Annotated in this window: 14 protein-coding genes; 12 read left to right on the forward strand and 2 right to left on the reverse strand. The window is 68.4% G+C overall.

Going from position 1 to position 13930, the window contains the following annotated elements; genetic code table 11:
- Window positions 1–112: 112 nt before the first annotated feature.
- Entirely contained in the window at window positions 113–652 is a 540-nt protein-coding gene (locus ACGFZP_RS15155) for a GNAT family N-acetyltransferase (protein WP_392932399.1), read from the reverse strand.
- A gap of 297 nt (window positions 653–949) precedes the next feature.
- Window positions 950–1624, reverse strand: a complete 675-nt coding sequence (locus ACGFZP_RS15160) for a sulfotransferase family protein (protein ID WP_392932401.1) — start codon at window positions 1622–1624, stop codon at window positions 950–952.
- Between the two features lie 271 nt (window positions 1625–1895).
- Between ACGFZP_RS15160 and ACGFZP_RS15165 the strand changes: the two genes are divergently transcribed.
- The 12 genes from ACGFZP_RS15165 to ACGFZP_RS15220 all read left to right on the forward strand — a co-directional run bounded on the left by ACGFZP_RS15165 (window position 1896) and on the right by ACGFZP_RS15220 (window position 13790).
- Window positions 1896–2156, forward strand: coding sequence for an acyl carrier protein (locus ACGFZP_RS15165; protein WP_392932402.1), 261 nt, complete (start codon window positions 1896–1898; stop codon window positions 2154–2156).
- A 3-nt stretch (window positions 2157–2159) separates the two neighbouring features.
- On the forward strand, window positions 2160–3476 hold the full coding sequence (locus ACGFZP_RS15170; protein ID WP_392932403.1) for a condensation domain-containing protein: 1317 nt from the start codon (window positions 2160–2162) through the stop codon (window positions 3474–3476).
- Between the two features lie 104 nt (window positions 3477–3580).
- Window positions 3581–4483, forward strand: coding sequence for a phenylalanine 4-monooxygenase (locus ACGFZP_RS15175; protein WP_392932405.1), 903 nt, complete (start codon window positions 3581–3583; stop codon window positions 4481–4483).
- Window positions 4484–4499: 16 nt separating this feature from the next.
- Entirely contained in the window at window positions 4500–5432 is a 933-nt protein-coding gene (locus ACGFZP_RS15180) for a zinc-binding dehydrogenase (protein ID WP_392932407.1), read from the forward strand.
- A gap of 119 nt (window positions 5433–5551) precedes the next feature.
- Window positions 5552–6823, forward strand: coding sequence for an ATP-grasp domain-containing protein (locus ACGFZP_RS15185; RefSeq protein ID WP_392932409.1), 1272 nt, complete (start codon window positions 5552–5554; stop codon window positions 6821–6823).
- The gene (locus ACGFZP_RS15190; protein ID WP_392932410.1) at window positions 6820–8112 is read left to right on the forward strand and encodes a type III PLP-dependent enzyme; all 1293 of its coding nucleotides are present in this window, start codon (window positions 6820–6822) and stop codon (window positions 8110–8112) included. The genes ACGFZP_RS15185 and ACGFZP_RS15190 overlap by 4 nt, the downstream gene beginning before the upstream one ends.
- Window positions 8109–8369, forward strand: a complete 261-nt coding sequence (locus ACGFZP_RS15195) for an acyl carrier protein (protein WP_392932412.1) — start codon at window positions 8109–8111, stop codon at window positions 8367–8369. Before ACGFZP_RS15190 ends, ACGFZP_RS15195 begins: the two co-directional genes overlap by 4 nt.
- A gap of 88 nt (window positions 8370–8457) precedes the next feature.
- Entirely contained in the window at window positions 8458–8850 is a 393-nt protein-coding gene (acpS, locus tag ACGFZP_RS15200) for a holo-ACP synthase (protein ID WP_392932414.1), read from the forward strand.
- Between the two features lie 79 nt (window positions 8851–8929).
- Window positions 8930–9769, forward strand: a complete 840-nt coding sequence (locus tag ACGFZP_RS15205) for a cupin-like domain-containing protein (RefSeq protein ID WP_392932416.1) — start codon at window positions 8930–8932, stop codon at window positions 9767–9769.
- A gap of 1045 nt (window positions 9770–10814) precedes the next feature.
- The gene (locus ACGFZP_RS15210; protein ID WP_392932418.1) at window positions 10815–11912 is read left to right on the forward strand and encodes a hypothetical protein; all 1098 of its coding nucleotides are present in this window, start codon (window positions 10815–10817) and stop codon (window positions 11910–11912) included.
- Window positions 11913–12108: 196 nt separating this feature from the next.
- Window positions 12109–12885, forward strand: a complete 777-nt coding sequence (locus tag ACGFZP_RS15215; protein WP_392932420.1) for a hypothetical protein — start codon at window positions 12109–12111, stop codon at window positions 12883–12885.
- Between the two features lie 104 nt (window positions 12886–12989).
- Window positions 12990–13790, forward strand: coding sequence for an endonuclease/exonuclease/phosphatase family protein (locus ACGFZP_RS15220; RefSeq protein ID WP_392932421.1), 801 nt, complete (start codon window positions 12990–12992; stop codon window positions 13788–13790).
- Window positions 13791–13930: the final 140 nt, after the last annotated feature.

Raw genomic sequence — 13930 nt, forward strand, 5'->3', positions numbered from 1 at the left:
CCGCGGCCGGACCGCGAGTGCTCGCGGCCCGGCCGCGGCCAGGGCGTCGACGTCCATCACGTGGAAACGCGCCGCAGCCCGGTTCTCCCGGCCCGGCGGTTCCGTCGCAGACTCAACTGGAGGGCGTGAGCGGGGAGTACATGCCGAGCCACTGTTCGGTGCCCCAGGCCTCGAAGCGCTCCACCTCGGTGAACCCCAGCTTCGCCGCGAGCCGCATCGAGCCGGTGTTGGCGCTCTGGGTGGTGAGGACCACGGGCTCGCCGGGAAGTGCGGCGGCGAGCCAGCCGAGTGCCGCCGTGCACGCCTCGGCGGCGTAGCCGAACCCCCACGCGTGGGGGAGGAACAGGTAGCCGAGATCGGCCTTTCCCGCGGCGGCCGGGCGGCGGTGCCCGGTGGCCCTCCTGAGCAGGATCTGGCCGATCATCGCCCCGTCGAGGTCGACGACGAAGCTCCCGGGCCACTGCTCGGGCACCTCGGGCAGTTCGCGCTCGAGCTCGTCACGCGGCCGGGGGCCGCCGAGGTAGGTGTTCACCTCCGGCGAGGCGAGCAGCTCGACGAACGCCGCACGGTCCCCGGCCTCGGGCCCACGGAGCACGAGCCTCTCGGTCCTGATCGGCTCAGGCGGCCACACCACGGATTCCAGATGTTCCATTTCTGCACCCTAACAAGTAGTCATTCCAACGGAGTTGATGATTCCGGTGAGCCGGAGAGGAGCCCGCTGCCGACAGCCGGGCTCCGAGACCCACAGGACCGGACCAGCCGCCTGGACATGCGGAAACGGCCCGCCCGCAAAGCCGGCGAGCCGTCACGGCCGGACCGAGGCCACGCCCGGTCGGCTCCGGGTGCCGACCCGGTCCGGAGCCGACCCGGTCCGGAGCCGACCCGGTCCGAAGCCGACCCGGTCCGGAGCCGACCCGGTCCGAAGCCGACCCGGTCCGAAGCGGCGAAGCTACAGGTTCATCCCCTGCAGGACCCTCAGCAGGCTGTCGACCTGGTACTCGTTGAACACGGCGGAACCGTTGACGTGCGGCAGCGGGGTCTCCGGGACGGGGACCTCCAGGAAGGCGCAGAGCGGCTCCCAGCCGTCCTTCGGGGACCACTCCAGAAGTCGGTCCGCCGGGATGTGCGCGCGGACCTCCTCGATGTGCCGCTGCATCCCCGCGGCCACCGTGTCCTCGTCGAAGACCTCCGGGTCGGGCCCGAACAGCTCGGCCCGGGCGTACATGCCCCGCAGCATCCGGGCGTTCCGGCGCATCTCGGGATCGGCGGCCTCCACGGCCGCTGCCAGGTGGCGAGCCACCGTGTCGCCGTACGTGAGGCCCCAGATGGTGTCCCGTATGCTGCGGGCCCACGAGTGGCCGTCCCGCACGCTGAGCAGGACCTTCGCGTCCGGATAGGCCTCGGCCAGCTCCCGGTAGTAGAACGATGCCGGGTAGTCGACCGCTGCCGAGTATCCGGCGAATATCGCCGCCCAGTCGGGGTTGCCCTCGTACGCGGCCAGCCACTGGTTCCGATCGGCGGAGACCGTGTTCATGTGATAGCAGGGGCCGTATCCCAGCATTTCAAGCGCGATCTTCTGAGTCAGTGTCGCCGTGCGCGGCAGGCCTGCCCCGATCAGTTTCATGTGACCTACTTTACGTTCAGGGTGAGAATTAAGGCGATGATCTACCCCTGCCCTCCGGACCCGGCATCAGCCGGTGGCCGGAGGTGGCGATGCCAGGCATAGTAGGCGACGCACATGAATATGCGTACTGACAGGTGCCAGTATCGGAAATGGCCCCACCGGCGGATTCGCGATGCCGGCCTGATCCTGACTGTTGTCAGTACATGTGCATCGCGCCGCTCGGTAGTTTCCTTTCCAGGCATTCCGATGTGGGTCTACGTTATGGGGAGAGATGTCAGAGCGTACTGAAATCCTGACCAGGATCTGGCGACAGGTCCTCGGTAGGCCCGACCTCGACGAGAACTCCGACCTCCTCGACAACGACGGAACCTCGTTGCACATGTTGCAGATCGTCGGTGAGGTCCACCGGACCCTCGGCGTCGATGTGAAGCTGCGTGAGGTGTTCACCCACACCTCGCCGCGGAGCCTCTCGGACTTCCTTGAGGGCAGGCCGGGGCGCGAATCGGCCGACTCGCATGACATCAGTGCCTGAGGCATGCGGCCGCCGCGCACCCATGGGCCGTCGGTGACACCGCCCCGGGGCAAGAACTCCCTCGGGCCGACTTCGCTTTCCGAAAAGGCAAGGCTGACCGGGGAGTTCGCCGACTGGAACAATCTGGTGCACCGGGCGGTGTGGATAACCGGAGAACTGGACACAGCCGCGGTTCGCGAGGCGTGGCGGCGAGTCTGTCGGCGTCACGACGTCCTGCGCAGGACGTACGTCTCGGCAGACGAGGCATGCACGCACGACGACGTCCTGAGCGAGGTGGAGTTCCACACCGCGGAGACGGACGAGGACGCGATCGAGCTGATGCGCCGCTTCCTCGGGACCCCGTTCAGCCTGGACGGCCCGGGATTCGCACGCATCGCCATCGTGCAGCGCGGCGAGCGGAGGCATCTCTTCGGGATCGCGATGGATCACATCATCACCGACCTGATCTCCTGGCTCCGCATCAAGGCGGATTTCCGGGAGTTCTATGACCGGGCCCTGGCCGGCGAGGACGGCGAGGACGGCGACCTGGCGGAGGCGGGCAGCTACCAGGATTTCGCCTCGGAGCAGCGCCGTCTGTTCTCCAGTGCATGGGGAGAGGAGCGCAGGGCGTTCTGGAGCTCCTACACCCGGGAGTTCGGCGCCTATCCGCCTCGCTTCCTGGCCGATGCGGAGCACACCGGCGGGTACCGGCACGCGGTGGTCACCAGAGACCTTCCGGCGGATGCCAGGGCCCGGGTGCACGCACTCTCCCGGCAGGCCCGGGTAACACCCTTCGCGGTGGTCTCCTCGGGTGTGCTCGCGGGTGTGCGGGAGGTTGCCGGCGATCCGACGGCAGGGATCTCCGTTGCCCACCACGGGCGCGGGCTGCCAGGGACCTCGCAGACCGCGGGGCTGTTCGTCCAAACCGTGCCGCTGCACCTCGGACGCCGGTCCGCGAGTCCGCTCGAAACGGTCCGGCAGGTGTCCGACCGAACCCATGACGTCTTCGAGTACGCCCTTCCGCTCACCGTTGCGGGAATGTCGTGGAACGAGACGCTGACGGCGGCCGACCAGGAGGCCGCAGGACTCTACGTCGAACTGAACGAGTACCCGAGGTCCACGTACTACACCCCGCTGTTCACCGGTACCGGGGCGGAGTACGTCGAACTGAGCCTGCCCGGGGACAAGATCTGGACCGAGACCGTGGCCGTCTCATGGAACCTGTACGAAACAGGGCCGCAGCTCGTCGCGGACTACAACGCGAACTACCTCCCGGGTGCGGCGGTGGAGGAGCTCCTCGGGGCAGCCGAGAGGTTCGTGCTCTCGGCGACCAGGATTTAGCCGCAATACCAATACCAGCACCCTGATATCTCCCGAACCTCGGCTCGGAAGTCCTGGCAATTAACAGGACCGGGGTCTGACGCGATAAGGCTACGGTGTCCGACATGGCGGATCAATCTACTGACGTGACGATGCGGGGGCGGCGGCCGGGGCCGGCGCTTATCGACAACAATGACGGCGAAATATCGGTGACCTTGCCTGAGGCCCACCCCGGGTATGGCGATCAGCGATACATCGAGCGCCGCGAGTGGATCGCCGCCGCGGCGATCCACGCCCGGCCCGGGGACCCGGCCTCGCACGTCGTGTACTCGGGCGACGACCGTCGGGTCTGGCAGCTGGTGAGAGAGGAACTGCACGACCTCCACCAGCGCCACGCGAGTTCGGTGTACCTGGAATCACTGAGCACGCTCGGTCTTCCGTCGCACCGGCCACCGCAACTTCGTGACGTTTCGGACACGATCGAGAAGGCGACCGGGTTCCGAATGACGCCGGTCGCCGGAAGCGTCTCGGCCAGGGGATTCTACGAGAGTCTCGCCGACCGGAACTTCCGGTCCACCCAGTACATTCGCCATGTCTCACGGCCCGGTTTCTCTCCGGAACCGGACATGATCCACGAGGTCGTCGGACACGGCCCACATCTGGTGAACGAGCGCTGGGCGCAGCTGTATCAACTCGCCGGAGACGCCGTGCGGCGCCTGCAGAACTCCGAGGTCGTGGAGCTCGTCTCGCGGATCTTCTGGTTCGGCGTGGAGTGCGGGCTGGTGCGGGAGGGGGGCGAGGTCAAGGTGTGGGGGGCGAGCCTCCTGTCCTCCGTCAGGGAGCTCCGGCAGTTCCAGAACACCGACATCAGGCCGCTGGACCTGGCTGCCATGGCGAATCAGGACTACGATTCGCACGCCCATCAGCCGGTGCTCTTCGTGGCGGATTCACACGCCCGTCTGGAGGATTTCCTCGGCGAGTTTTTCACGACGGTCGAAGACGATTCGACTTACGCGGTCAAATTCTGAGGGTGGGATCTTTTTCATGAAGGCTGTCATTCGGAACTCCGAGTGCACCGAGCTCGGCGACGTCCCTGAGCCGCTGCGACCGTCCGGTTGGGTCAGGCTCCGAGTGCTGCTGGCGGCGATCTGTCGCACGGACGTCCAGGCGGCAACCGGGCTGCTTCCGCTGGGGGGTACGAGGGTCCTCGGCCACGAGGTGGTCGGGGAGGTGGTCGAATCCGACCCGACGAGCAGCCACCGGCCCGGGGACCGCGTGGCGGTGGCGCTGCCGCTGATCCCGTGCGGCGACTGCAAGGCGTGCGCGGACGGCACCCGCTGTGCTCACCGGCTCATGCTCGGCGTCGACATCGACGGTGCGTTCGCCGAGCAGGTGGTCGTGCCCGAGGCGAGCCTGTGCGCCGTGCCGGCGGACCTGCCGTTGGCGCGGGCCGCCTGCGTGGAACCGATCGCCGCGATGTCCGCGGTGCTCGGGGCCCCGATCCGGCCCGAGGAGCGGGGACTGGTGCTGGGCTCGGGGCGGATCTCCGACCTCACGACCCGGGTCCTTCGCGCCCGCGGCTTCTCCGACGTCGAGACGGCCCCGGCCCTGGGCCTGGGCCTCGCGGGGGACGAAGTCGCCCACGGGTACTACGACTTCGTGATCGAGGCCGCCGGCACCGACGAGGCGCTCGACCTGGCGCTTCGGTCGGTCCGGCCGGGCGGCGTGGTCGTGTTGAAGAGCCGCCCGGCAGTGCCGCTCACGCTGGACGTGACCAGGGCCGTCCGCAACGACGTGACACTGGCCGCGGTCTCCTACAACGTGCTCGACGACGTCGTGAGGCTGGCCGGCGAACTCGAGATGGACGACCTCCTGGGCCCGGTCTACCCGCTGGAGAGGTTCGACGAGGCGCTGGCCGCCAGCCTGGACCAGCCGCTGGGGTCCAAGATCTTCCTTGCTCCGGACAGGGCCTGGTAGTACCCGTCAGGTCCGCAGAGTTCCGGCACCGAGGAGTTGCAGTGGGTTTCGCCGATCGATTGAAGCGCGATCTCGTCGGAGACGGGAACGCGCGGTTCGTCTATCTCAACAATTTCGAAGTGGAACGCAGTTGGGCCGCAGGTGAACCCAAGCTGCCGGGGGCGGGCATCGCCTTCGCGACGGCGACGGTCAACCGCATGGAGGAGATGGGCGTACTGCTCGCCGAGGACTCCGACATCGTGCTGCTGAAGTCGCCGATGGACCGCGACTACGCCGCATACCTGCGGCGGGTCGAGGCCTCGTCGAGTGAGGTGGTCGCGGTCGAGAGGTCGCTGCCGACGCGTACCGTCACGGAGGACGCGCTGGAGTCGCCCGGGACGCTGGATCTCCTGCGCGGGTTGGCGGACGGCCGTACCTACCTGATGCCGATGGGAATCTCCGCAGCCGAGGAGCGGCTCGCCGAAGCCGTCGGCCTGCCACTGGCCGGCCCGTCGGCCGAGGTCTGCAAGCGGGTGAACGGCAAGATATACAGCCGTCGCCTCGCCGACTCGCTCGGGCTGGCCGCCGTGCCGGGGCAGGTGTGCGAGCGGGTGGCCGACCTGGCCGGCGCCGTCCACGCGCAGATCGCCCGCGGCGGCCGGGCGGTCGTGAAGGAGTCGCTGGGCGTCTCCGGGCGCGGCATGGTGGTGCTGCCGGACCAGGCCGCCGCGGACCGGCTGCTCCGGCTGATCGGCCGTCGCGGCGCGCAGGCGCGGGCGGACATGGTGGTCGAGTCCTGGATCGAGGATGCCAGTGATCTCAACTACCAGTTCCTGGTGAGCCGTTCCGGAGAGGTCCGGTTCGAGGCGGTGAAGGAGGCGGTCCTGCACAACAACGTGCACCAGGGGCACCGTTTCCCGGTGCCGCTCTCCGAGGAGCACCTCGCCAGGCTGCACGAGTCGGCTCGGCTGATCGGCCGCGCGCTGTATGCGGACGGCTACTTCGGGGTGGTCGGAGTGGACGCCATGATCGGCCCGGACGGGACGTTGTACCCGTGCCTGGAGATCAACGCCCGGTTCAACATGTCGACGTACCAGAGCCGGATCGCCGAGCGATTCGTCCCCGACGGACGGCACGCCATCGCCGCGACCTTCAACCTGAAGCTGTCGAGGGCGCACTCCTTCGCGGAGGTGGCCGAGGCCCTCGGCCACTCCATGTTCAACGGTACCGACGTTCCGGGCGTGCTGATCAACAACTTCGCCACCCTGAACGCCGGGGTCGGCTCCGGGGCCGGACCGTTCCACGGGCGTGTCTACGGCATTTGCATCGCCGCCGACGCCGACTCGGCGCTCGCCCTGCGGGGCCGGGCCGAGGAGCGTCTGCGCACCCTGGTGGAGAGTGGGAGCTCATGAAGATCCAAGGCATCGCCTACACCGAGCTGGCGGAGCGCTTCGGCACGCCGTTCTACGTGTACGACGGTGATGTGCTGCTGCGGCGCCTGTCGGAGTTGTCCACGGCGCTGCATCCCGCGCTCGACATCTTCTTCTCGCTGAAGTCGAACCCGAACGTCAGCGTGTTCGGCACCCTGAGGGAGGGCGGAGCGCACGCGGAGGTGTCCTCGCTGCTGGAGCTGCGTACCGCGCTGCTGGCCGGCGCCCGTCCGCAGGACATCATCTTTCTCGGACCGGGCAAGAGCGAGCAGGAGTTGGACGCCTGCCTGCGGGCCGGGATCTACGCCGTCGTCGCCGAGTCGTTCGACGAGGTGGACCGGATCGAGCAGCTGGCGGCCGAGCAGGGTGTCCGGCAGCGCGTCCTGCTGCGGATCAACCCGGCCTTCCTGGTCAGCGGATCCCGGCTGACCATGGGTGGCAAGCCGCGGCAGTTCGGCATCGACGAGGCTCAGGTGCTAGCCGCAGGGGACCTGACATCGCGCTACCGGCATGTCGAACTGGCCGGCATCCACGTCTACATGGGCACCCGGATCCTCGAAGCCGAGGTGATCGGAAAGAACACCCGCCATGTGCTGGAGCTGGCCGATCGGGTGGCGGCGGCCACCGGAATCCCCCTGGAGGCGGTCGACATCGGCGGCGGACTGGGGGTCGCCTACTTCGAGGGGGAGGCGGACCTCGACCCGGCCTCGCTGGCCAGGGAGATCAACCCGCTGATCGAGGAGTTCACGCAGCGCCACCCGGACACCCGGCTGCTGATGGAGTCGGGCCGCTATCTGACCGCTCCGGCCGGCGTCTACGTCGTGTCGGTGCGCTACGTGAAGGAGTCGATGGGGGAGCTGTTCGCCGTCGCGGACGGCGGCACGAACCACCACATGGCCGCGGTCGGCATCGGCTCGTTCGCCAAGCGCAACTTCCCGGTGCGGCTGCTCAACCGCGGGTCCGGCGACGACGAGCTGCAGAGCTGGAACGTCACCGGCCCGCTCTGCACGCCCAACGACACCCTGCTCAAGCGTGCCGCGTTGCCGCCGCTGCGGGTGGGCGACCTCCTGGGCGTCACCCGGTCGGGTGCCTACGGCCCCTCGGCCTCACCCGGCCTCTTCCTGGGCCACGGCTTTCCTGCGGAGGTCCTCGTCCGGGACGGCGAGGCACACCTCGTGCGGAGTCGTGATCTGCCCGATGACATGTTGCGTCAACAACACCTGTACAGCCGGCTCGCACCGTCGGCCGGAACAAGAAATGAGGTCTCGTGAACCGCGAGCAGATCGTCGAGCACGTCCGCGTCGCGCTCTCCAACGTACTCAACCGGGAGATCGCGCAGTTGACCGAGGACGTCCGCCTTGTCGAGGACCTCTCCCTGGACTCCACCAGCGTCATCGAGCTGCTGATGGCCCTCGAGGACACCATCGGCGTGGAGTTGGACGTGGAGGACCTGCAACCCGAGGTGTTCCAGACGGTCGGGAGCCTGGCCGACTACCTGGGGAAAGGGGTCTCGGGCGTGGCTGCCTGAAGCCCGCCGGAGGCCGTTGGATGACCGTGACCGAAACTGCCGCACCGGCGCTGTCCCGGATGCGCGTCGCCAGGGGGAGGGGGCCGGCATGAGGGTCGGCGTCGACCTGCTTGCCATCGAGAGGTTCGCCCGGATCGCCCGGCACGACCGCTACCGCTCACTGGTGTTCACCGAGGCGGAGCTCGCGCAGGCCGCCACTCTGGGACCGGAACGCAGCGTGGAGCGCCTGGCCGGCCGCTTCTGCGTCAAGGAGGCGACCTGCAAGGTCCTTGGGCGGGGCTTCTGGCAGGGGATCCGCTGGCGGGACATCGAGGTGCTCGGCGATCCGTGGGGCAGACCCGTCGTCACGCTGAGCGGCGGCGCCCGGAAGGTCGCCGCCGAACTCGGCCTGGCCGAAGTGGTGGTGACACTCACGCACCAGGCCGGCCTCGTGGTGGCGGTGGCGGTGGCGTTGGTCGACGACCGAGGAGGACGCGGATGACGGTCCTGCGGGCCGTGGGCACCGTCCGCCGACCTGCTCGACCGCTGTCCAGCCGTCCTTCACCCCAGGGGAGTCCTCAGTGACCGATCGCAGCCTGATGTCCAGCATTGATCAGAAAGAGTTCATCGAAAGCCATCTGGCCAGGAACGAACCGCTCGTCGCACGGGACTGCTTTCCGCGGACGGGGCCGCTGGCTTCGCCGCGGAAGCTGGATCTGCTGGCGCAGAGGTTCGGATCCTGCCGTGTCCCGGTCTTCGACGCCCTGTTTGAAATGCAGCACACGGTCGGGTTCGGCGACTACGTGTCCATGGTGGAGGGCGGGCGACCCTGCGACGAGCCCATTCCTTACGTACGCTGGTATGCCAGGCAGCGCCATTTTCAGATGATCTGCGCTGACGGGGCATTCGCGGAGCTGGCGGAAAGCTGGGCGGCTCCTTCCTGGCTGCCTTCGGCGAACTACGTGTTTCCGCCCATCGAGGAGAATGCGGATCCGGTGAGGGACGGCTTTCCCGCCAAGGGCATCTTCGTCTGCGCCGCCGGCGGACGCACCCGCCTGCACGTGGATCCATGGGCGAGCGATGCCGTCCTCTGCCAGGTCACCGGGGAGAAGCGCCTTGTCCTGTACCCTCCGGACGCGGCGGAGTTCCTGTCGGACGGGGAGGCCGTGGTCGACCTGGACCACCCGGATGACGTGCGGTTCCCTGGATGGCGGGCGGTCCGTCCCGTCATGGATGTGACACTTTCTCCGGGGGACGCCATCTTCATCCCCGCCGGATGGTTCCATGCGGCCGTCGCCCTCACGCCCAGCGTTTCCATCACATGGAACTTCGTACACGAGGTGAATGCCGACCGGTTCGCCGCGTATCTTGAATCCGGTGGTTCGACGGACCCGACCGTGAGGTACTTTCGCGCGACCTGAGGTCGGCGATCCGAGGCCGGCGACCTGACCGGCGATCTGAAGCTGGCAACCTGCGTCGCAGGTCATGCGACCGGCTGATCCGCAGTTCCGTCCGGGGCTGCGGCGCCGGCAATTTTCCATGCTCCGATTCTTCGAGGCGCGAAGCGCGGGAGGGCGGCCGCCGCGCATCCGTTGGGGCGGGCGCTGGTGGAGTCGCCGACGGGGCGGTGGGCCGATGGCGCTCGGCGGTCGGGAGGCCGGGCCGGGGCGCGGAGCCGACTCCACTCGCAGTCCGTCCGCACTGCCGGCGCCGTCCGGTGCGCGAGCAGGGGCTTCGGTGCCGCGAGTCGACAACGGCTGAAACGAGCCGGTCTGCTCGGTCCGACCACAGGTCGTCGTGCGGCCCCGTTCGCCCTTTGGCGGTACTGCGCGTCTGGCCGCGTCCGTGGCCGTCGACGGGGTGGTTGGCGGGGTTGTCGGCGGCCCGGGAGTGCAGTACCGGCGGCGATCGCCGGTGAACGCCCAGGCACGACGACCGGCTCCGGTGGGTCGACGGACTGGGCCGTAGCCGAACGGGACGCCCGAGGCCGGGAACCCTGGAGTCAGTGGCCGAGATCGTCTGCTGACGGAGGATCAGTACGAAATCCCGTTGACGATGTTCAAGGGTAAACACTAGTGTAATTTCACATGGCATATGTCACGTGGCTGTCGGGCCGGGTGGTCATCGTGCACGCAGGGGGGGCGAACAGCATGTGCAGGGAACGTGCCGCACGCGTCGTCGGGGCGGATCCAGCGGCGGTGGTGGAGGCCTTCGGGCTGGTCGCGGCGACTGCCGGGGGACCGTCTCGGGGCTGCCCGAATCGACGGCCCGGAGGAAACGGCCGTGGTGACACCGGGGCATCGGGCTGACCCGCAGTACGCCGACGAATCACCCCCGCCAGCCGATCTTCCTGCTGCCGACGCCGTACGCGCGCCATTCGTCGGCGCCGCCGCACCGATGCCGGAGTTTCTCCGCGCACACCCGGCCCCCGCAGCAGTCCCACCCGAGAGGAGCTTCCGGTTTCCCATGGCACGTGACAACCAGACCGCCGGTCAGGGCGGTTCCACCGTGTCCGTCGATCTCATCCCGAGTCTGGGCCCGGTGGACGCCGGCCAGTTCGACGGGCTGGACGGTTCGGCAGGCGCGTCCGGGTGCTACCACCGTATGGTGCAACGCGAGTTCGACGGCCGCTGGAGGATGCAGTACGCCCGGGCGACCGACGGGGAGCGGCTCCTGGCGGTGCTTCCGCTGTACACGCCCCGCGGCAGGTTCTGGGCGAACCCCGCCTACGATCCGGCCAGATGGCCCCTCCCGGCGGGCGCCACGGACGGCGCCGGCACCGACCCCGGCTCGTATGTGCTGGTCGGCGGCAATGCCGATCTCCGCTCGGCGACCTACGTGAGCGGCAGCCTGCGGGACGGTCCCTCCTTCGAGCAGGTGCTCACGGCAGCGGCCAGCGCGGCCGCGGCCGACGACCGCGGCATGCTCTTCCCCTACGTGTACCGGGAGTTGAGGGATCTCCTCGACCGCTCGTCGGGAGGCCGCATCGTCTGGGCGCCGCTGGGGCGGGAGGCGCACTTCGTGGATGCCATGGCGGACGACGGCGAGCAGCGCTACGGATCACGGGTCAGGCGGGTCCTGCGCCGCGACCGGAACCTGATGGAGCAGCAGCAGGTGGCCACTGCGGTGCGCTCCTGGCCGGAGGTCGCGCACACGGCGGCCGAGGTGATCGCCCGGCACAACACCGGCAAGGGAATCCCCGACCACCCGGAGTTCGTCCGCATGCGCTACGCCGAGTGGCTCGACTGCGAGTCGGTCGAGCTCGTCGTCTTCACCGCTCGCGCCGGCGGCGTGGAGGGTGTGGCCACCGCGCTGAGGTGGCGCGACCAACTGGACGTCCACGAGATCGCGTTGACCGGGGAGGAGAGCCCTGACAGGCTCGCCGCCTATGTGAGTCTCCTGTTCCACCAGCCGGTCCGGTTCGGGCGGACCCACGGGCTGAAGCATCTCCGGGGCGGACTGAAGGCGGCTACGGCCAAAGGCATGCGCGGCGCCGCCTTCAAGGAACTCCACGGCGGGATTCTGAGCGCCTCCGCCACCAGAGAGCTCGCGAGCAGGCTCTAGGCCGTGTCTGACGGTTCCGGCCGGGCGCGCGATGCCGGGCCGGAGCCATGGGAGGACACCGGCACTACGGCAGCAGCTTCATGACGGTTGATCAGATCTGCCATCGGCCGGCCATCGCGGTGGATGCGACGCAGGGCCGACGCCGGGTCAACCTTGGAACTCCCGTGAGGGATCGAGGACGAGGAAGGTGCTCTTCATGCAGACTGGGATTGAAACCGATGTAGAGGTGATCGTGACCTGGCGGAAGAAGGGCCGCCACCCCGGTGACCCCGGCGTCACGGAGCGCAGCAGCCTGAAGGGCGGCGATCGACTGAACTTCGGCATATCGAAGTTCAGCGGCAGACTTCAGCCCGATGCCAAGCCCAGTATCGGCGCGTTCGAGGTCTCCGGACATCACCTCCTCTTCTCGAACCTCACCGCCAGTACCACCTTCGCCATCGAGAACCTGGAAGGCGGAACGGAGCTGGTCAAGGCGCGCCCCCGCCAGCTGGGCATGGTGATCCCGTTCGAAATCTCGCGCATTCTGATCCCCTCGGGCACCAACATCAGCGAGCTCACCGTCTTCGCGCCCCCGCCGGTCCTGCTCGGGTCCGACCAGGCTGCCGCGTACGCCGAGTCCGCGATCTCCAATCTGGACATGGCGAGCAAGTACTTCGCCGTTCTCGTCGCGCTGTGCGAGCCGCGTCTGCGCGGTTCCTCCATGGCGGCGGTGCCCTCCGCCCAGGAGGTGGTCAAGCGGTTGAAGGGCACCAGGCAGTTCAGGGATGCGAACCGCAGCAGCATCAACTACCACATCGACTACCTGACGGACCGCAAGCTGCCGGTCGGCCAGTGGGCCAAGTACGTGGACGAGGGCCGTATGCACTCCAAACGTGAGGCCCTGGTGGCGTTCGCGCTCCGGTTCGACCTGGTCCGAGAGGAGCACCTCGGTCTGCTCCCCGATCTCAAGTACTCAAGTGCGCCGCGTTCCTGAGGCGATGGCCTCCCGCCGTGCGGCATCCTCGTCGCCGACAGGTGCGCTGCACGCCGGCCGGGCGCGGGTCCACAAAGGTTCTCCACTCCAGACGGGATGGACTCATGAAGCCTGCACTTCTGAAGGTCGGGACCTGGAACATCGGGGGCGGAATCCTCGGCAGGTCCCATCAGCGGGGCGTGAACCCGTCGCTCGACTACTTCGCGTCGGTCCTGGAGGCGTGCCGGCCCGATGTGGTCTGCCTGCAGGAGGCCCACGACTACCACGGGCGCCGGGCGAGCCAGACGGAGTGGCTGGCGGGGCGACTGGGGCATCCGTACTTCGCCTCGTTCCCGACGAGCAGGTCCCACATGGCGGAGGACGCCTCCCTGGCGCTCGGGATCGTCTCCCGGTTCCCGATCCGGGGCGCTGTGTACAGGCGGTTTCCCAATCCCGGGCTTCAGGTGGTCGGCCCGAACGGTGACGACTGGACGCTGCACGACAAGGGTTATGTCGTCGGGCAGTTGGAGCTGGGCGGCGGGCTTCTCGGACTGGTCAACGGGCACTGCTTTCCGCTGCACCACTTCGGCGTGAGCCCGACCGAGCCGATGTTCGCCCGGATGTGGGACATGCTGACGGCCGACCTGCTGGCCGCCGGCGAGGCCGGTCCGGCAGTCGCCGCCGTCGACCTGAACCACGCGCGGGTGGGGGACCTGCTGGCCGAAGTCCTGCGGCCGGGTCGATATTTCAGCGCATTCGACGGAACCCCCACAACACCCCAGGGCGTACAGAAGGACCACATTCTCTACGGGCATTCGATCCGGCTGCTCACCACGACGGTGGCGGCCACCAGATCCGACCACTCGTATTGCCAGGCGAGCTTTTCCTGGGTGGACCCGGTAGGTGGCGGCGAACACCGCATCTGAATGATGCCAATCAGGTGGCGGCGGGGTTGGGGAGATCCGACGGCCCGAACGCACCGCTGGTCGTCGACCCGGCACCAGGCGAATCCTGCGACGGTTCCGACACCGCGCACAACCTAGCATGATCGATTCAATCAGGTCAG

The organism is Kitasatospora sp. NPDC048239 (genome assembly GCF_043202015.1).
Classification (GTDB): Bacteria; Actinomycetota; Actinomycetes; order Streptomycetales; family Streptomycetaceae; genus Kitasatospora.